The sequence below is a fragment of the Phenylobacterium sp. genome (assembly GCF_965284355.1).
Taxonomy (GTDB): Bacteria; Pseudomonadota; Alphaproteobacteria; order Caulobacterales; family Caulobacteraceae; genus Phenylobacterium.
In genome coordinates this window covers 3,459,433-3,475,799 of sequence record NZ_OZ260078.1, presented here as the reverse complement: position 1 = coordinate 3,475,799, position 16,367 = coordinate 3,459,433, and the positions used below count along the sequence as shown (strand labels likewise).

Genomic DNA, 16,367 nt, shown 5'->3' with positions numbered 1-16,367 from the left:
CCGTCAGCCGAAGCCGTGCGCGTCGGGGATGGCCGACGGCGGACCAGCCGGCATCGTGATCAGGCTGTTGGGGTCCGCGCCGCCTTCAAGCCGCGCCAGGAGGTCGTCGGGGTCGATCGTCACGCCGATAGGGTTCGCCGCGAAGGCGTCCGACCGCATGTAGGCGTTGGCGTCATCCACCGAACAGGCGTCGACCTGGAACTCCATCCGGTTGCCGTCCGGATCGCGGTAGTAGAGCGACAGCGTTGGCCCGTGATGGATCGGCCAGTAGGGCGTGATCCCTTTGGCCTTGAGCCGCTTGTAGGTGGCCAGCAGATCCCCGATGTCGGCATAGGTGTAGGCGACGTGGTTCACCCCGATCCCGCCGCGCTGATCGCCGCCGCCGGGGTTCAGCACATCGAGGTTCGCGAAGGCGAAGCGGTGGTGCTCGTCGTCGTAGGTCAGGAACGCCAGGGCTGGATCCTGGTGGACCACCGTGGCCTCGAACACATCCTGATACCAGGCGATCATCTGGTCGTAGCGGCGCGTCTGGTAGACGACGTGCGCGAACTTGGCTGGCTTTGCCATGACCGTTCCCCTTCTGCAGTCTGAAGCCTACTTCAAGCGTGGCCGCGGCGTCCCCGCCTTGCGCGGACGCAAACGCGCGGCCATGTCCTTCGTAAGCCGGATCAACCGGCGACCAGGGGAGGCGCATGGACATCCGCACCGCGACGCGGGCCGACGAGGCCCGCCTGCTCGACACCATCACCCTGGCCTTCGCCGCCGACCCCATCGTCCGCTACTGGTGGACCACCGCCAGCGAGCACCTCGAATGGTGGCCCAGGTTCGTGCTGGCGATGGGCGAGCGCGGCCTGGACGCCGGCGCCTGCGATCTCGCCGCCGACTTCGAGGGCGCGGCGCTCTGGATGCCGCCGGGCGTCGAGCCCGAACCGGCCCGCATCGCCGCCTTGAACCTGCCGGGAACAGAGGAGTCGGCCGAAGTCTCGGCCGCGTTCCGCGCCGAGATGGATCGCTATCACCCTACCTCGCCGCACTGGTACCTGTGGACCCTGGGCGTCGATCCGCGCTGCCAGGGCCGCGGCATAGGCTCGGCGCTGCTGAAACACCGGCTGACCCAGATCGACGCCGACGGCGCCACGGCCTACCTCGAGGCCTCCGACCCCAAGAACGTGCCGTTCTACGAGCGCCACGGCTTCGAGGCCCTGGGCGTCATCGAGGTGGCGGACATCCCACCGCTGACGCCGATGCTGCGTCCCGCCCGTCGCTAGCGAAAAGCCGGGGCGCCCGCCCGCCAGGCCTCGCCCAGGGCGTAGTAGTCGAACGTGTCAGCGTCGGCGTGCTGCACGCCCGGGATCACGGCCCACGGAATCGCACTCTCCACCCACACCTGCGCGATCGGCTTGACCCAGCCGGCGTCGTCCAATGTGCCGGCGCGCAGCGTGGTGTACTCGGCGGCTGACGGCGCTCGGGCCAGCAGGTAGGCGCCACAGTCCGGGCAGGCGCTGTCGTCGACCTCGCGTCCGCGCGCTGTCGTCCGCCGGCGGGTCCCCAAGGCGCCCTCCACGGTCAGGTCTTCGGTCCGCACCAGCACCATCAGGCTGAAGGCTGAGCCCGAGCGCTTCTGACAGAGATGGCAGTGGCAAACGTGGGCCAGGAGGGGCGCGCCCGCCACCCGATATCGCACGCCTCCGCAGAAGCATCCGCCGTGCAGCGGCAGCGCCACCTCATCCATCGGTCTAGGTTCCCTCTCGCCTGCCACTAGAGCGCAAGCGGTGTGGCGCGCCAACGCCGTGTTATGAGATCGCTATGAAGCAAACCCGGCTCAAGGGCGCCGAGCGCAGGGAGCGGTTCCTGGACGCCGCGGCCGAGATCGTCATCGCGTGCGGCGTGGCCGCCGTGACCATGGACGGCGTGGCGGCGCGCAGCGGTGTGAATCGGGCGCTCGGCTACCGGTACTTCTCCGGCCGCGACGAGGTGCTGGCCGCGCTCTTTGACCGTGAGGTGGCCCGGCATGAGAGCCGGGTCGAACACGAGATCGCCCGCGATGCGAGCTTCGAGGACTGGATCCGTTACGGCCTGCGCCATTGGTTCCGGCGGATGGATGAGAGCGGCGAGCTGTTCGTGCGGCTCACCAGCGACAACGGCCCGCTGGCGGCGAAGGCGGCGGCGCGGCGGCGCGAGGACGTGGCGAACTGGGCCCGCGCGCTGCAGCGGGTGTTCGGTATCTCCCAGCGGCCGGCCGAGCATCTGGCCTCCTTCCTGGTGGCCGGAACTGCCGGCGCACTGGCGGTTCGCAACGGCCAGGACGACGAGGACGTGATCGAAACCATCACCCTGTCGGTGATGGCCGCAGCCGAGGCCTTGAAGGCGCGCGAGGTTGCGCAACCCACCAAGTAACGGTACCGTTACTTTAAGCCTCATGGAAGGGGCGCCAAGGGAGGAAGACGATGCGGCAGGGCGTGGGACGACGGGCTTCGATCGGGCTCCTGGGCGCCATGGCGCTGAGCGCGCCGGCGGCTGTGCAGGCCGCAGCCAAGGGCAGCAAGGCGGCGCCGCTGCCGCCGATCACGATCTACCATCTGGAAGGCCGCCGCTCAGAGCGGATCGTCTGGCTGATGGAGGAGCTGGGCCTGCCCTATGAACTCAAGTTCAAGCGCGGCGACCTGGCGGGCTCGATGGCGCTGATCCGGGCCATCAACCCGGTCGCCCCGATGGCGCCCACCGTGCAGTACGGCGACCAGATCCTGGTGGAGTCGGGCGCCATCATCGACCTGATCCTGACCCGGCACGCCGCTGGCAAGCTGCGTCCGGCCGACAACAGCCGCGACCTGCCCAACCACCTGCTCTTCATGCACTACGCCGAGGGCTCTCTGGCCGCGCGCCTGTTCTCGGACTACCGCGCCTGGATGGCCAAGCCGCCGACCACGCGCTCGCCGCTGGTCGACTCGGAAGCGGCCGTTCAGTTCGCCGAGGACCACCTGGCCCGCTATCCCTGGTTCGGCGGCGCCGAGTTCTCGGCCGCCGACATCATGATGATGTTCCCGCTCAACGTGGCGACAGCGCTCAACATCGTCGACGTGGCCCAGTTCCCGAAAGTGGCCGAGTGGAAGACGCGCATTGAGGCCCGCCCGGCCTACAAGCGCATGCTGGCCAACGCCCGTCCCGATGGCATGATCGGCAATCTGCCGGTGCTGCCCAAGCACGCGCCGTCCGGCCCCCGCCAACCTCGCTAAACCCTACCGACCGAGACCATAGCCATGACCCAGTCCCGCCAGATCCAGCTCATCCGCCGCCCGCAAGGCATGGTGGTCGCCGAAGACTTCGCCGTCGTTCCGGTCGAGACGCCCGACGCCGCTGACGGGCAGGTGCAGCTCCAGGCCCTGCTGGTCTCGGTGGACCCCTACATGCGGCCCCGTCTGGATGTGGACCAGCCGCTGAACGCGCCCATGCTGGGCAGCGGCATCGCCCGCGTCGTCCAATCCATGAACCCCGCGTTCAAGGAAGGCGACCTGGTCCGTCACTTCAACGGCATGCAGGAGCGGTTCGTCTCGGACGGCCGCGGCCTGCAGAAGCTGGACGCCGACCCCGCCCTGCCCCTCAGCGTCTACATGCACGCCCTGGGCGGCACCGGGATCACCGCCTATGGCGGCCTGCTCGAGACCGGCGCGCTGAAGGACGGCGAGCAGGTGTTCGTCTCCACGGCCGGCGGCGCTGTCGGCTCGGTCGTGGCCCAGATCGCCAAGATCAAGGGTTGCTATGTGGCCGGCTCCACCGGCGCGGCGGACAAGGCGGCTTGGCTGCGCGACGTCGCCGGCCTGGACGCCGTCATCAACTACCGCGAACAGCCCTTCGCCCAGGCGGTCCGCGAGGCCATGCCCAAGGGCATCGACGTCTATTTCGAGAACGTCGGCGGCGAACAGCTCGACGCGATCCTCCCGCGGATGAACGTCCGGGGCCGCATCCCGGTCTGCGGGATGATCTCGACCTACAACGGCGATCGGGTCGGGGTGAAGAACCTCTCCAGCATCATCTACAGCCGGGTGCGGATGGAAGGCTTCGTCGCCAGCGACTTCCCCCACCTGCAGGCCCAGTTCCAGGCCGACATGACCGGCTGGCTGAAGTCTGGCCAGCTCAAGTACCAGGAGACGATCCTGGACGGATTCGAGCGCGCGCCCGAAGCCCTGGTCGGCCTCTTCTCCGGCAAGAACGCCGGCAAGATGCTGGTCCGCGCCGCGGACTGACGCGCCGCATGATCAAGAGGGCAGGCGCTCAGAGGTCCCACCCGGGGCTTCCCTTTCGCCGCCTGCCCTCGTAACGGTCGGCCATGGACGCCGAGCTCAATATCGCGACCGCCCCGTTCCGCGACCCGCGCTATGCGCCGCGCGAGCTGGTGATCGACCGCAGGCCGGGAGGTGAGATCATCCTCACCAACCCTCGGCCTTATTCGACCGCGTTCCAGACCACCACGGCGTCGCTTGGCCACTGGGCCGCCGCCACACCCGACACGATCTGGCTGGCCGAGCGCTCGGGCGACGTCTGGCGCACGGTGACCTTCGCAGAGGCCTGGGAGCGGATCGGGGCCTTGTCCGCCGGCCTGCGCGACCTGGGCGTCGTGGGCGATCGCCCGCTGCTGATCCTGGCCCGCAACACCATCGACCATGCCCTGATGTCCTATGCGGCGATGGGCCAGGGCATGCCCGTCGCGCCGGTGTCTCCACAGTACGGCCTGCCCGGCGCCAACCTGATGCGGCTGACCCACGCCTGCGAGGTGCTGAAGCCGGCCGCCGTGTACGTCGAAGATGCCGCGCTCTTCGCCGAGGGCCTGGGCGCCGACATCATCGCCGGCCTGCCGGTCATCGCCAGCGCCAACCCCCGCCCCGGCGACGTGGATCTGGCCGACCTCTATCGCGCAGGCTCCGCCGCCCCCACCGCGACCCCGGACCAGCACGCCAAGTATCTGCTGACGTCGGGCTCCACGGGCCTGCCCAAGGCCGTGATCTGCACCCACCGGGCGATGAGCCTCAACTCGGCCCAGATCACCGCCTGCTTCGACGATCCCGACCCGCCTGTGATGGTGCACGCCGCGCCCTGGAGCCACTCCCTGGGCGCCAACGCGATCCTGCACTACTCGGCCCACCGCGGCGGCTCGCTGTACATCGACGCCGGCCAGCCCACGGGCGCGAAGTTCGCCGAGACCGTGCGCAACCTGCGCGAGGTGGCGCCCACCTACCAGAACATGGTCCCGGCCGCCTGGATGCTGTTCGCCGAGGCGCTGGAGAACGACGCGGTGCTGGCCCGCAACTTCTTTTCCCGGGTGCGCCTCCTCCAGTACGGCGGCGCGGCCCTGGGCCAGGCCTACGCCGACCGCATCCAGGCTGTGGCCGTCCGCACCTGCGGCGAGCGGATCAGCTTCGGCTCGGGCTACGGCGCCACCGAGACGGGCCCCACCGCCTCCAACGTTCACTGGCCGAACGGGCGAATGGGGCTGATGGGCCTGCCGCTGCCGGGCACCTCCGTGCGGCTGCTGCCCGAGGCCGGCAAGCTGGAGTTCCGCGTGAAGGGCCCGCAGGTCACCGAGGGCTACCTGAACCAGCCCGAGAAGTCGGCCGCGGCGTTCGACGATGAGGGCTACTACCGCCTGGGGGACGCCGCTCGCTTCGCCGACCCTGAAGATCCCTACGCCGGGCTCGTCTTCGACGGCCGCATCTCCGAGAACTTCAAGCTCGCGTCCGGCACGTTCGTGATGGTGGGCGACTTGCGGATCAGCGCCCTGAACGCCATCGGCGGCGCGGTCACCGACGCCGTCGTCTGCGGCGAGAACCAGGAGGCCGTGGGTCTCTTGCTATACCCCAGCCCAATCCTGCCCCGCCCCGAGATCGAGGCCGCGGTCCGAAAGGGCCTTGAGGCCTTCAACGCGCGCGCCAAGGGCGCCGGCGGCCGGGTGGCCCGAGCGCTCGTCCTGCCCGACGGCCCTGACGCCGGTTCGGGGGAAATCACCGACAAGGGCTACATCGCCCAGAGCCTCGCCCGCGCCCGTCGCGGCGAGGCCATCGACCGGCTCTACGCCGTCCCCGCAGCTTCCGACGTGATGGTGTTCTGATGATTGGCGCCGTGAAAAATGGGGCCGACGCCCTGATCTCGACCCTGGTGGTCAACGACGTCACCGCCTGCTTCGCCAACCCCGGCACGTCCGAGATGCAGTTCGTCGCCGCCCTGGACGGCGTGCCCGCCATGCGTCCGGTGCTGTGCCAGTTCGAGGGCGTGGCCACGGGCGCCGCCGACGGCTATGGCCGCATCGCCGACAAGCCGGCCTGCACCCTGCTGCACTTGGGCCCCGGCTACGGCAACGGCGTCGCCAACCTGCACAACGCGCGCCGCGCCTTCACGCCGATCGTCAACGTCATCGGCGACCACGCCACCTACCACCGCCAATACGACGCGCCGCTGAACTCCGACATCGCCACGCTCGTGAAGCCCAACTCCATCTGGACCAAGTCGGCCGACCGGCCCGATGAGGTGGCCAGCGTGACCGCCGAAGCGGTCGCCGCCAGCTACGGTCCGCCCGGCGGTCCGGTCAGCCTGATCCTGCCCGCCGACAGCGCCTGGCTCCCGGCCAGCGGCGAGGTGGTCCTGGCCCAGAAGCCGGTGCGCCCAGCGCCCCCCTCAGCGGCGGTCGACGCCGCCGCCAAGGCGATCAAGGCGTCCCGGAACCCGGTCATCCTACTGGGCGGCCAAGCCTGCCGCGCCGAGGCGCTGGCCCAGGCCGCGCGTCTGCAGGCCGCGGGCGTCACCGTCTACACCGACACCTTCGTCGCCCGTCAGCCCAAGGGCGCCGGCGGCTTCACGCCCAAGAAGATGCAGTACTTCGGCGAGATGGCCCTGGCCGAGCTGGAGGGCGTCGACCTGATGGTCTTCGCCGGCACGACCCTGCCGGTGGCCTTCTTCGCCTACCCCGACCGACCCAGCGTGCTGGTGCCCGAGGGCTGCGCGCAGCTCACGCTGTCTGAGCGCGCCGAGGACTCGGTCGTGGGCCTGGCGGCGCTGGCCGATGCGCTGGGCGCGCCCAAGACCGGCCCGACCACGTCGCTCGCGATCCCGGACGCGGGCCCCACCGGCAAGCTCACCGCCTATGCCGTCGGCGCGTCCATCGCCCGCCACATGCCCGACCACGCGATCCTGTGCGACGATGCGGTGACCTCGGGCGCCGGCGTCTCGGCCGGCACGGCGGCGGCGCGGCCGCATGACGTGCTGGCCCTGACCGGCGGCGCCATCGGGATCGGACTGCCGCTCGCCATCGGCGCCGCGGTGGCCGCGCCCGACCGCAAGGTGCTGAGCCTCAACGGCGACGGCGCGGCGATGTACACGATCCAGGCGCTCTGGACGATGGCGCGCGAGAACCTCGACATCACCGTCGTGATCTTCGCCAACTACACGTACCGGATCCTGAACGTGGAGATGGAGCGCACCGGCGCCGGCAAGGCGGGACCCCAGGCCGCGAAGCTGCTCGAACTGGGGGGGCCCAACATCGACTTCGTGGCGGTGGCGAAGGGCCTTGGCCTGCCGGCGGTCAGCTGCGCCTCGGCCGAGGAGTTCGAAACAGCCTTCGCCGGCGCCATGGGCCAGCGCGGCCCGATGTTCATCGAGGCGAAGATCTAGGTCGGACGAACGTCATCCCCGGCGCAACGCCGGGGTGACGTCCCCGATCTGTAGATGGCCGTCGGCGGCTCAGCCCAGGCCTTCCGCGAAGATCACGCGATAGTCTGCGCCCTTCAGCCGGTGAGCCTTGGCGTCCTGGTAGGCCGGGCTGCCATACCAGGCCTTGGCGGCGGCCATGTCGGGGAACTGCAGCAGGACGACGCCCTCGGCCGGATCGCCCTCCATCACTTCCAGCGGGCCGTAGTACGCCAGGGGGGTGATCTTGTGGTCGCCGCGGGCCGCACCGGCCTTCTGGGCGTAGACCTTCAGCTCCTCGGCGTCCTTGGTGCTGTTCTTGATGAAGATGGCGTAGGCGGGCATCGCGCGCTCCATGAGGTATGGGACGCGCAACCTCGGGTCTTTCCGCGACGTCCGCCAAGCCCCTCACGTCGGCCGCCCACGAAAAAGGCCCGCGGATCGCTCCGCGGGCCTCGTTCGTCTCGTCTCGGGTCCGGCTTCAGGTATTGCCAGCCAGCTTGCAGTCGCGGGTCAACGCGCAGCCGGTGACCGCGATGGGGTTCACCACCGGTTGGCTCTGGTACTCGATGATGTAGCCCTTGAACTTGTCGGCGCAGGCCACTTCCACATAGGTCGTGCCCGTCGCGGTCTTGCCGACGACACGGCTTTCCGAGACCTGGCAGGTGGTGTCGGCCTTGAACTTCTTCAGGTCGGCGGTCAGCGCCGTATACCCCGTGACGTCCTTGGCCAGCGAGCACTTGTAGCCCGCCACCGGCGCCCGGCCGCAGTCCAGCACCTGGCCCTTCGAACCGGCCGGGAAGATGCCGATGGCGCCCGTGCCGTCCTTGCAGACCATCTCGACCACTTCCTCACGCGGGTTGCGCGACGGGAAGAGGGCGTACTTCTCGACATCGCACTTGCCGCCGGCCTTGGTCGACAGGCTGGTGTAGAGCGCGGCTTGTTCGTTCTGCGCCTGGCGAGCATCGGTCAGCGTGCAGCCGCCGAGGATCGAGGTCGCCTTGGCGCACTCATAGGCCTCGGTCAGCGTGCCGGCCGCGGCCACCTTGTAGATGTAGCCCTTGCCGTTCTCGCAGGCGGCTTCGTAGAAGGTGGAGTTGTCCTTCGACACGCCCACGAAGCGCTTGTCCTTCACGGTGCAGCCGTTGTTGGCCATGCCCGCGTACTTGTCGATCACCGCCAGGCGTGTGGCCTTGTCGCCGAGGGCGCACTTAATGTTGGTCTCGGCGTCGTCGTACATCAGGCAGCTCTGCACCTGGGCCGGCTTGGCGCCGTCGAACGGAACGCTGGCGACCACGATGTAGCCCGCGCCGCCCTGGCAGGCGACTTCCAGGTAGGTGCTGGTCTTGGTCTGGCCGATGCCGCGCGCCTGCTCGGGCAGACACTCGAAGCCGCTGGCCTTGATCATCGCCTGAAGCGGGACCTTCGGGTCGGAGTTGCCCGGCAGCAGGCACGGCGCCGACGGCGGCTGGCCCGGGGCCGGCGGCGTGTTGGCTTCGACGCAGCTGTAGATGGTGGCCGGAGCGCCGGCCGGAGCCTGCAGGACGTAGCCCATCGCGCCCGGAGCGCAGGCCACTTCGTAGTAAGCCGTCTTCGTCTTCTTATCCTCGCCGATCTTGCGGGCGTCGGACAACTGGCAGGGCACGTTGGCGGCCGCCAAAACGGCGGGCGCCTCGGCCATGCCGGCCTTGCGAGCGGCTTCCGGCACCGCGGACGCGGCCTTCTTCTGCGAAACGGCGGCCGCCGGCGTGAGCGTCATGGCAAGCAGCGCCATCAGCAACCCGATGGCTTTGGGCGTCTTCACCTGTGTCATCTCCTGGACGTTTGTTTCCCTCGGGCCCAGGTCCCTCAGGTCATGGTTTTGCGCGTTATAAGCGCCGCGAACACTACGGGGTCAAGCTGGCTCAGGAACCGGGCCGAAGTGTGACACATTTCCAAGCACTTAGGCTGCGCTCAACAAGCGCTGTCGTACCAATGATCTCTAGGCGCGACGCACCCTCAGGCGGGCGCCGTCGACCCCCACAACCTCGACGCTGGCGCCGGCTTCCAGCGCTTCGCCGTCGTCCAGTTCAGCGGCCCACTCCTTGCCATCGACGAACACCCGGCCAGCACGTCGCTGGAACGCGCTCACGGCCGCGCCGCGATGACCGATCAGCCGGGCGATGTTGTCGTTGATGTCGCCGCCCGGCGCGTCGGCGGGCCGTGGCAGATAGCGGCGCGCCAGCAGGGTCGAGGCGATCGTCAGGCCGGCGAAGATCAGGATCGCCGTCGGATGCGACGGGCCCAGCAACGCCACCAGCACCGCCGTGACCGCCGCCGAGGCCGCCGCCCAGAGCAGCCAGCCCGACCCGGTCGCGATCTCGGCGGCCAGCAGGGCCGCCGCGAGGCCGGCCCACAGCCAGAACGGCTGATCGGCGACAATCCCGAGGATCGTGTCCATGGCGCGCTAGGCTCCCGTGGTCGGCGTCGCCCGGCTGCGAGGCGGCGAAGGCGCCCGCGGGGCTGGCCCTTCGGCGTTGATGGACTTCACCAGCTCGCCGATACCCGCGATGGAGCCGACCAGCGACCCCATGTCGGCCGGGACGATGACGGTCTTCTGCTGCGGACTCTCGGCCAGCTTGGCGAACGCTTCCACGTACTTCTGGGCGACGAAGTAGTTGATGGCGTTCACGTCGCCGGCGGCGATGGCGTTCGACACCAGCTCGGTGGCCTTGGCCTCGGCGGCGGCGGCGCGTTCGCGGGCCTCGGCGTCGCGGAACGCGGCTTCGCGTCGGCCCTCGGCCTGCAGGATCGCCGACTGCTTCTGGCCCTCGGCCACCGTGATGGCGGCCTGCTTCTCGCCGTCGGCCTCGGTGATCACCGCGCGCCGCTCGCGTTCGGCCTTCATCTGCCGGGCCATGGCGTTGGTGATGTCCGGCGGCGGCTGCAGGTCCTTGATCTCGATCCGCGCCACCTTCACGCCCCAGGGGCTGGTGGCCTCGTCGATGACCGAGAGCAGGCGGCTGTTGATCTGGTCGCGCTGCGACAGCACCTCGTCCAGTTCCATGTTGCCGACCACGGTCCGCAGGTTGGTCATGGTCAGCTGGGTGATGGCGAAATCCAGGTTGGTGACGCGATAGGCGGCGGCGGCGGCGTCCATCACCTGGATGAACACGATGGCGTCCACCTGGACCGAGACGTTGTCCTTGGTGATCACGTCCTGGCGCGGCACGTCCAGCACCTGCTCCATCATGTTGATCTTGCGCCCGATGCCCTCGACGAACGGGGTCAGGAAGCTGATCCCCGGCTTGAGGGTTCGCGTGTAGCGGCCGAACTGCTCGACGGTGAACTCGCGCCCTTGCGGCACGATCTTGATGGCGCCCAGGGCCACGAAGAGCGCCAGCACCAGGAAAATTCCGGCGACGATCAAACCCATTGCATGTCTCCCCCAAAGCCCTGAGGTCGAGCTTATCCGCGCCTGCGGCCCGCCGCTACGGAAACCGGACGGACACGCGCCCGCCATGCTCGCGCCCAGGTCGCAGCGATGGTAGCGGTCCGATATGACGCTTCGCGCCCTCCTGATCGTGCCCGCCGCCCTCGCCTGCCTGGCCGCAGCTCCGGCGAAGCCCCCCGCCGCCAAGGCCGCGCCTGCCAAGACCCCGACGCCGGCCGCCAAGCCGGTGGCCAAGCCCGGCGCGCCGGCCGCCCCGTTCGATGCGACCAACCCGCAGTCGTTCATGGACCTGCTGGCCGCCGCGGGCGCCAAGGCGCAGACCAGTCGCAAGGAGGAGGACGCCGTCTTCGTGGCCGTCACCTCGACCGCTGCGTCGTTCTCGATGCAGTTCGCCGGATGCACGCCTCAGGGCCGCGCCTGCAAGGCGGTGCTGCTGGACAACGCCATGGAGCGGGGCCCCGCGACCACGGCGCAGATGAACGCCTTCAACCAGACCTCGGTGATGTGCCGGGTCTATCAGGACCGGGGCGGCGTCCCGCACGTGGTCTATTCGGCGATCCTGTTCCGCAGCATGACCCGCGACGACGCCGCGACCCACCTGCTGGCGTGGCAGGGGTGCCTGGCCGATGGCCGCGACTTCATGCGCGACCCCGTCGGCTACCTGGCCAACGCCGCCTAGAGCCCGATCAGGCCAGCGCAGCCCTACGACGGCGCAGCGTCGCGCCCATGGCGCCGAAGCCCAGGATCATCAGCAGCCACGCGCCGGGCTCGGGCACGGCGGTCGTCGGCGGCGGGTTCAGGAGACCCGTGCCGTCCTTGACGTTGTTGATCTGGGTGACGTTCCAGTCCTGACCGCCGAAGCTCTTCACCACCATCTGGCCGAAGACCACGCCCGGCCCGCCCACGTAGTCGGCGTTGGGCGCCAGAACCGAACCCGCCATGGCGATGCCACGGAAGTCCAGCGAGGTGGCGTCGGCGTAGTTCCACAGCATGCGCGAGCCCAGGGCCTGGCGGCTCACGTCCAGGAACTGGTCGTTGAAGAACATGCCGGCGTTGGCGAACTTGCCCGTCGTGCCCGTCACGTTGATCAGGGCGTAGCCGTCCGACGGAAGGTAGATCTTGAAGGTGTTGGCGGTGGCCAGCTTCGAGCCGTCGATCGTGAACACGTTCAGGCCCGACAGAGCGCCGGTCAGCGTGATCTGGCAGCTGCTGCAATACTGGTAGGTGGTCGTGCCGGTGTCGGCATAGCCCTGCAGCGTGTCGGCCAGGTCGCGCAGGCGCTCGCCCTCGGCGGCGAAATCCACCGGCAGGGCCGTGCCCGACGCCAGGATGTTGCTGGGCGCCCAGCTCGAATCGGTCGTGACCGTGCCGCCCACAATCGTGTCGCCGTATGCGGAACCGTTCTTGGCGTTCAGATTGCCGCCCACCACGAGGTTCACGTCGCCATGGTCCGCGAGCAGGCCCACCGAATGGCCGCGCGCATAGAAGTCGCCGCCCACGGCGACACGGCCTTCCTCGTCCGAGCCCACGGCGTGGAAGTTGCCCAGCACGAAGAGGTTGAAATCGGCGGCGGTTTCGGCGGCGGCCGGTGTGGCCAGAGCGGCGGCGAAGGCCGCGGCGATGAGAAGCTTACGCATGATGTCCCCTGGAGAGACGCGCCTTCTAGCTGAGCTTCACCAGTCTTCAAGCCGTTGCGGGCGACAGGGGAGTCAATGCGCGCGGAGCGAGAGCGGGCCGGCTGAGGCTGCACAATGTCTGCGCCGGTCTGTCGGATTTCCAGCCCCCTCGCGCGCCGCAGGGGATCGCGGGCCGGCCGGTTCGGGGTCGCGCCGTGCGTCCGGCCTCTGCTAGAGGAAGGCCGCGCCCCCAAGAGAGAGATCCAGATGCCTTCGGTGATCCTGAGCGTGATCGGAAGCGACCGGCCCGGCCTGACGGAGGCGCTCGCCGATGCGGTCTTCTCCGCCGGCGGCAACTGGCTGGAAGGCCATCTCAGCCAGCTGGGCGGGCTGTACGTGGGCTCGGTGCTCATCGCGCTGGACGCCGGGCGGATCGATGCGCTGCGCGCAGCGGTCCAGGCCGTGGACGCCAAGGGCCTGGAAGTGCGTATCGCCAGCGCCGTCGAGGGGCCGGGCGCCACGGGCGAGGCCCTGCGCCTCAGTCTCGTGGGACAGGACCGGCTGGGAATCGTGCGTCAGGTCACCGGGGTGCTGAGCGGCCTGGACGTGAACATCGAGACGTTGCGCACCGAGATCACCTCCGAACCTCATTCGGGGGCGCCCTTGTTCAATCTGAACGCCGCCCTGCGCCTGCCGCCCGGCCTCGACGCCGCCGCCGTCCAGGATGCGCTGGAAGCTATCTCGGCCGAGATCATGGTCGACCTGTCGCTGGAGCCCGCATGACCGACCTCGCCCAGCGCCGCCTGCAGACCGTACGCGACCACATGGCGCTGGAGGTCACCCACGACTGGGACGGCGTGATCGCCACCTTCGACCACCCGCGCTACGAGATGGCGTCGGGCGCGGTGTTCGACGGCGAGGCGGCCGTTCGCGGCTATTTCGCCGCCTCGCGCACGCCCTTCCCCGACCAGGGCAACGAGATCATCGCCCTGGCCCACGACGGCGACACCGTGCTGGTCGAGTTCTGGCTGACCGGCACCCACCTGGGTCCGCTGCGGACGTCCAAGGGTGTGATCGAGCCGACCGGCAAGACCTTCCGGGTCCGAATGGCGGCCAGCTTCGAGTTCGCGCCCGGGTCGGACAAGATCGTCTGCGAGCGGCCGTTCTTCGATCCCGGCGCGGTCGGCCGCGCCCTGGGCGTCTAGCTAGGCCGGGACGCCCGAGCCCTTCCGGATCGCGGCCACCTTGTCGATCGCCGCCTCGGCTTCCGAGATCAGGCGCGTCACGATCTCACCGGCCGTCGGGATGTCCCGCACGCCGCCCGCCGACTGGCCCATGGCGAAGCACGAGCGGTCCTCGTCCAGGCCCTCGATCTGGCCGCCGATGCCGCCCATGACCCCGGCCCGGCTGGACAGCATGGCCTGTTGCGGAAACGGCTGGATGTCCTGCGGCCGCTTCTCCCAGTCTTCGACGTAGGGGTTCTTCTTCACCCGCATCGGCTTGCCCGAGTAGCTGCGGGTGCGGATCGTGTCCTCGTCGGTCGCCTGCAGGATCACGTCCCGATACATCTGACCCGCGTGGGCCTCCTGGCTGGCGATGAAGCGCGTGCCCATCCAGACGCCGACGGCGCCCAGGCTCAACGCCGCCGCCAGGCCTCGGCCGTCATAGAGGCCGCCCGCAGCGACCACCGGGATCTTCACCGCCTCGACCGCCTGAGCCACCAGCGGCAGGGTGCCGACCAGGCCCGTATGCCCGCCGCCTTCGCCGCCCTGGCAGATCACCGCGTCACAGCCGGCCTGCTCGGCCTTCACCGCGTGCTTCACCGCGCCGCAGACGACCATGACTTTGAGGCCGGCCTTCTTCAGCTTTTCCATGATCGGCATCGGCACGCCCAGGCCCGCCACGAACGACGAGGCGCCCTCCTCGATGATGATCTCCACCGAGGCGGTCAGGCTCTCCGGGCTCGCCGCCAGCAGGTCGACCCCGAACGGCTTGTCGGTCAGGCGTTTCACCTGGCGCATCTGTTCGCGGATGAAGTCCGGCGTGGTTCCGGCCATGCCCAGTACGCCATAGCCGCCGGCGTTCGACACGGCCGCGACCAGTTCGGCGTACGAGACCCCGCCCATGCCAGCCAGCATGATCGGATGCTTCACGCCCAGCAGGTCGCATAGCGGAGTGTGCAGGGTCATCGGACGTCCTCCCGTGTCTTGTTGCCGGGAAGCATGGCGCCGCAGGTTATCAATGGAAACCGTGACGCGAGGTCAGTCCCTGCGGTCGGCCGCCGCCTCGTCCCTGTCTCAGGGCGTACAGGCGCATCCGCGATTGTCGAAGATCCCGTCGTCGCGAACGATCAGGCCGTCGCGCACGGTGAAGAGATCCAGGATCGGCACGTCGAACGCGCGGCCAGCAATCCGGCTGCGAACCACGAACTTCACCGCGACACGGTCGCCCTCGACGATCATCTCCTGAACGTCGGCCACCACGTCGGGCACGCCGCCGATGATCGCCTCGTAGGTGCGGCGCACGTCGTCCCGGCCCCGGCGCGGCGCGCAGAAGTCGGACGCCGTCACCACCGCATCGGGGGCGTAGAGCGCCACCACATCGGCCACGGCGTGGCGGTTCACGGCGGCGAACTTGGCCTCGACCACGGCGCGAGCCGAAGGCGCGGCGGCGGCGGGCGTGACCAGGGCCGCCACCAGGGCGATCAGGATGCGTCTCATGGGCGGCGCCTCCCGCAAGCAACTCCGGACATTTGTCCGCACGGCGCGCGTCGGTCAAAGCACCACCCGATGCTCCCCCGCGGCCCTGCCGCTGTCAGGCGTCCTTCTTGCGGCCGGCGGTCGCCGGCGGAGGCTGAGGCCGGGTGAAGACGAACTCCTCGTCGGAGGAGAGGTGGGCCTGATACATGTAGCCGTCCGTGTTGAAGGCCCGCAGGTCGGCGGCCCTGTCGATCCTGTGGTCGATGGCGTAGCGGGCCATGGCGCCGCGGGCGCGCTTGGCGAAGAACGAGATCACCCGGCCCTCGCCGTCCTTCTCCTCGACGAACCGGCAACTCACGACCGGCAGCTTCAAGGCCGCGCGGTCCACCGCGCCGAAATACTCGGTGCTGGCGCAGTTCACGAGCGTCTTGTCCTTGTGGCTCTCGGCCGCAGCGTTCAGTTGCTCGGAGATGCGCGGTCCCCAGAAGTCGTAGAGGCTGCCGCCGCGCTTGGTCTTGATCCGCACGCCCATCTCCAGCCGGTAGGGCTGGATCGCGTCCATGGGCCGAAGCACGCCATACAGTCCCGACAGGATGCGAACCCGGTCCTGCGCCCAGGCGAGCGCCTTCTTGTCCAGCTCGCGCGCCTTCAGACCCAGATAGACATCGCCGTTGAACGCGAACGCCGCCTGCAGCCCGTCGTCGCTTTCGGGATCGAAGGCCTGGAACCGCTCGCGGTTCAGCTTCGCCAGGGCGTCGGACAGATCCATCATCCGCTTCAGGTCGACGACCCGCAGCTTCTTCGTGGTCTTGGCGAGTTCAGCGGTCTGGTCGGCCAGCTGCGGCGCGGTCAGGGGGGCGGCGGCCGGCGGAGCCGTGAAGTTCAGCGCCTTGGCCGGGGAGAGCACGATCAGCATCGAGCGACCTTTGCCGCGACTTGGCCGGGGCG

At 69.4% G+C, this 16,367-nt stretch carries 19 protein-coding genes; 9 read left to right on the top strand and 10 right to left on the bottom strand.

Going from position 1 to position 16,367, the window contains the following annotated elements; translation table 11 throughout:
• Positions 1–3: 3 nt before the first annotated feature.
• Positions 4–567, bottom strand: coding sequence for a VOC family protein (locus tag ACQ66R_RS17110; RefSeq protein WP_430423897.1), 564 nt, complete (start codon positions 565–567; stop codon positions 4–6).
• Positions 568–692: 125 nt separating this feature from the next.
• Between ACQ66R_RS17110 and ACQ66R_RS17105 the strand changes: the two genes are divergently transcribed.
• A complete protein-coding gene (locus ACQ66R_RS17105) occupies positions 693–1,268 on the top strand; it encodes a GNAT family N-acetyltransferase (RefSeq protein ID WP_430423896.1) in 576 nt (191 codons plus the stop codon).
• Here the strand turns inward: ACQ66R_RS17105 and ACQ66R_RS17100 are convergent.
• The gene (locus ACQ66R_RS17100) at positions 1,265–1,732 is read right to left on the bottom strand and encodes a GFA family protein (RefSeq protein ID WP_430423895.1); all 468 of its coding nucleotides are present in this window, start codon (positions 1,730–1,732) and stop codon (positions 1,265–1,267) included. The two genes, ACQ66R_RS17105 and ACQ66R_RS17100, sit on opposite strands and share 4 nt — an antisense overlap.
• A gap of 74 nt (positions 1,733–1,806) precedes the next feature.
• Between ACQ66R_RS17100 and ACQ66R_RS17095 the strand changes: the two genes are divergently transcribed.
• The 5 genes from ACQ66R_RS17095 to ACQ66R_RS17075 all read left to right on the top strand — a co-directional run bounded on the left by ACQ66R_RS17095 (position 1,807) and on the right by ACQ66R_RS17075 (position 7,656).
• The gene (locus ACQ66R_RS17095; RefSeq protein WP_430423894.1) at positions 1,807–2,397 is read left to right on the top strand and encodes a TetR/AcrR family transcriptional regulator; all 591 of its coding nucleotides are present in this window, start codon (positions 1,807–1,809) and stop codon (positions 2,395–2,397) included.
• A gap of 50 nt (positions 2,398–2,447) precedes the next feature.
• Complete coding sequence (locus ACQ66R_RS17090; RefSeq protein ID WP_430423893.1) at positions 2,448–3,233, top strand: glutathione S-transferase family protein; 786 nt, start codon at positions 2,448–2,450, stop codon at positions 3,231–3,233.
• 24 nt (positions 3,234–3,257) lie between these two features.
• Positions 3,258–4,241, top strand: coding sequence for an NADP-dependent oxidoreductase (locus ACQ66R_RS17085; RefSeq protein ID WP_430423892.1), 984 nt, complete (start codon positions 3,258–3,260; stop codon positions 4,239–4,241).
• 83 nt (positions 4,242–4,324) lie between these two features.
• Positions 4,325–6,100, top strand: coding sequence for a feruloyl-CoA synthase (locus ACQ66R_RS17080; protein ID WP_430423891.1), 1,776 nt, complete (start codon positions 4,325–4,327; stop codon positions 6,098–6,100).
• An 11-nt stretch (positions 6,101–6,111) separates the two neighbouring features.
• The gene (locus ACQ66R_RS17075; RefSeq protein WP_430423890.1) at positions 6,112–7,656 is read left to right on the top strand and encodes an acetolactate synthase large subunit; all 1,545 of its coding nucleotides are present in this window, start codon (positions 6,112–6,114) and stop codon (positions 7,654–7,656) included.
• 69 nt (positions 7,657–7,725) lie between these two features.
• Here ACQ66R_RS17075 and ACQ66R_RS17070 read toward each other — a convergent pair whose 3' ends face one another.
• The 4 genes from ACQ66R_RS17070 to ACQ66R_RS17055 form a co-directional block, all read right to left on the bottom strand.
• On the bottom strand, positions 7,726–8,016 hold the full coding sequence (locus ACQ66R_RS17070; RefSeq protein ID WP_430423889.1) for a DUF1330 domain-containing protein: 291 nt from the start codon (positions 8,014–8,016) through the stop codon (positions 7,726–7,728).
• A 136-nt stretch (positions 8,017–8,152) separates the two neighbouring features.
• Entirely contained in the window at positions 8,153–9,475 is a 1,323-nt protein-coding gene (locus tag ACQ66R_RS17065; protein WP_430423888.1) for a hypothetical protein, read from the bottom strand.
• 177 nt (positions 9,476–9,652) lie between these two features.
• A complete protein-coding gene (locus ACQ66R_RS17060) occupies positions 9,653–10,111 on the bottom strand; it encodes an NfeD family protein (protein WP_430423887.1) in 459 nt (152 codons plus the stop codon).
• Between the two features lie 6 nt (positions 10,112–10,117).
• A complete protein-coding gene (locus ACQ66R_RS17055) occupies positions 10,118–11,086 on the bottom strand; it encodes an SPFH domain-containing protein (protein ID WP_430423886.1) in 969 nt (322 codons plus the stop codon).
• Positions 11,087–11,210: 124 nt separating this feature from the next.
• On the opposite strand from ACQ66R_RS17055, the gene ACQ66R_RS17050 reads away from it, so the two are divergent.
• Entirely contained in the window at positions 11,211–11,783 is a 573-nt protein-coding gene (locus ACQ66R_RS17050; protein ID WP_430423885.1) for a YbjN domain-containing protein, read from the top strand.
• A gap of 7 nt (positions 11,784–11,790) precedes the next feature.
• Here ACQ66R_RS17050 and ACQ66R_RS17045 read toward each other — a convergent pair whose 3' ends face one another.
• Complete coding sequence (locus ACQ66R_RS17045; RefSeq protein WP_430423884.1) at positions 11,791–12,741, bottom strand: choice-of-anchor A family protein; 951 nt, start codon at positions 12,739–12,741, stop codon at positions 11,791–11,793.
• Positions 12,742–12,987: 246 nt separating this feature from the next.
• Between ACQ66R_RS17045 and ACQ66R_RS17040 the strand changes: the two genes are divergently transcribed.
• Positions 12,988–13,503 (top strand): glycine cleavage system protein R, encoded by a 516-nt coding sequence (locus tag ACQ66R_RS17040; RefSeq protein ID WP_430423883.1) that lies wholly within the window; start codon positions 12,988–12,990, stop codon positions 13,501–13,503.
• Positions 13,500–13,925 (top strand): ester cyclase, encoded by a 426-nt coding sequence (locus ACQ66R_RS17035; protein WP_430423882.1) that lies wholly within the window; start codon positions 13,500–13,502, stop codon positions 13,923–13,925. The genes ACQ66R_RS17040 and ACQ66R_RS17035 overlap by 4 nt, the downstream gene beginning before the upstream one ends.
• Here ACQ66R_RS17035 and ACQ66R_RS17030 read toward each other — a convergent pair whose 3' ends face one another.
• The 3 genes from ACQ66R_RS17030 to yaaA form a co-directional block, all read right to left on the bottom strand.
• Positions 13,926–14,909, bottom strand: a complete 984-nt coding sequence (locus tag ACQ66R_RS17030; protein WP_430423881.1) for an NAD(P)H-dependent flavin oxidoreductase — start codon at positions 14,907–14,909, stop codon at positions 13,926–13,928.
• 108 nt (positions 14,910–15,017) lie between these two features.
• On the bottom strand, positions 15,018–15,440 hold the full coding sequence (locus ACQ66R_RS17025; RefSeq protein ID WP_430423880.1) for a nuclear transport factor 2 family protein: 423 nt from the start codon (positions 15,438–15,440) through the stop codon (positions 15,018–15,020).
• Between the two features lie 94 nt (positions 15,441–15,534).
• Positions 15,535–16,335, bottom strand: a complete 801-nt coding sequence (yaaA, locus tag ACQ66R_RS17020; protein ID WP_430423879.1) for a peroxide stress protein YaaA — start codon at positions 16,333–16,335, stop codon at positions 15,535–15,537.
• Positions 16,336–16,367 lie beyond the last annotated feature (32 nt).

Excerpts from the sequence above, each read along its gene's own strand:
- ACQ66R_RS17025 (WP_430423880.1), bottom strand. The coding sequence starts at position 15,440 with ATGAGACGCATCCTGATCGCCCTGGTGGCGGCCCTGGTCACGCCCGCC.
- ACQ66R_RS17105 (WP_430423896.1), top strand. The coding sequence starts at position 693 with ATGGACATCCGCACCGCGACGCGGGCCGACGAGGCCCGCCTGCTCGAC.
- ACQ66R_RS17030 (WP_430423881.1), bottom strand. The coding sequence starts at position 14,909 with ATGACCCTGCACACTCCGCTATGCGACCTGCTGGGCGTGAAGCATCCG.
- ACQ66R_RS17110 (WP_430423897.1), bottom strand. The coding sequence starts at position 567 with ATGGCAAAGCCAGCCAAGTTCGCGCACGTCGTCTACCAGACGCGCCGC.
- ACQ66R_RS17050 (WP_430423885.1), top strand. The coding sequence starts at position 11,211 with ATGACGCTTCGCGCCCTCCTGATCGTGCCCGCCGCCCTCGCCTGCCTG.
- ACQ66R_RS17045 (WP_430423884.1), bottom strand. The coding sequence starts at position 12,741 with ATGCGTAAGCTTCTCATCGCCGCGGCCTTCGCCGCCGCTCTGGCCACA.
- ACQ66R_RS17035 (WP_430423882.1), top strand. The coding sequence starts at position 13,500 with ATGACCGACCTCGCCCAGCGCCGCCTGCAGACCGTACGCGACCACATG.
- ACQ66R_RS17055 (WP_430423886.1), bottom strand. The coding sequence starts at position 11,086 with ATGGGTTTGATCGTCGCCGGAATTTTCCTGGTGCTGGCGCTCTTCGTG.
- ACQ66R_RS17085 (WP_430423892.1), top strand. The coding sequence starts at position 3,258 with ATGACCCAGTCCCGCCAGATCCAGCTCATCCGCCGCCCGCAAGGCATG.
- ACQ66R_RS17095 (WP_430423894.1), top strand. The coding sequence starts at position 1,807 with ATGAAGCAAACCCGGCTCAAGGGCGCCGAGCGCAGGGAGCGGTTCCTG.
- ACQ66R_RS17090 (WP_430423893.1), top strand. The coding sequence starts at position 2,448 with ATGCGGCAGGGCGTGGGACGACGGGCTTCGATCGGGCTCCTGGGCGCC.
- ACQ66R_RS17080 (WP_430423891.1), top strand. The coding sequence starts at position 4,325 with ATGGACGCCGAGCTCAATATCGCGACCGCCCCGTTCCGCGACCCGCGC.
- yaaA (WP_430423879.1), bottom strand. The coding sequence starts at position 16,335 with ATGCTGATCGTGCTCTCCCCGGCCAAGGCGCTGAACTTCACGGCTCCG.
- ACQ66R_RS17040 (WP_430423883.1), top strand. The coding sequence starts at position 12,988 with ATGCCTTCGGTGATCCTGAGCGTGATCGGAAGCGACCGGCCCGGCCTG.
- ACQ66R_RS17070 (WP_430423889.1), bottom strand. The coding sequence starts at position 8,016 with ATGCCCGCCTACGCCATCTTCATCAAGAACAGCACCAAGGACGCCGAG.
- ACQ66R_RS17100 (WP_430423895.1), bottom strand. The coding sequence starts at position 1,732 with ATGGATGAGGTGGCGCTGCCGCTGCACGGCGGATGCTTCTGCGGAGGC.
- ACQ66R_RS17060 (WP_430423887.1), bottom strand. The coding sequence starts at position 10,111 with ATGGACACGATCCTCGGGATTGTCGCCGATCAGCCGTTCTGGCTGTGG.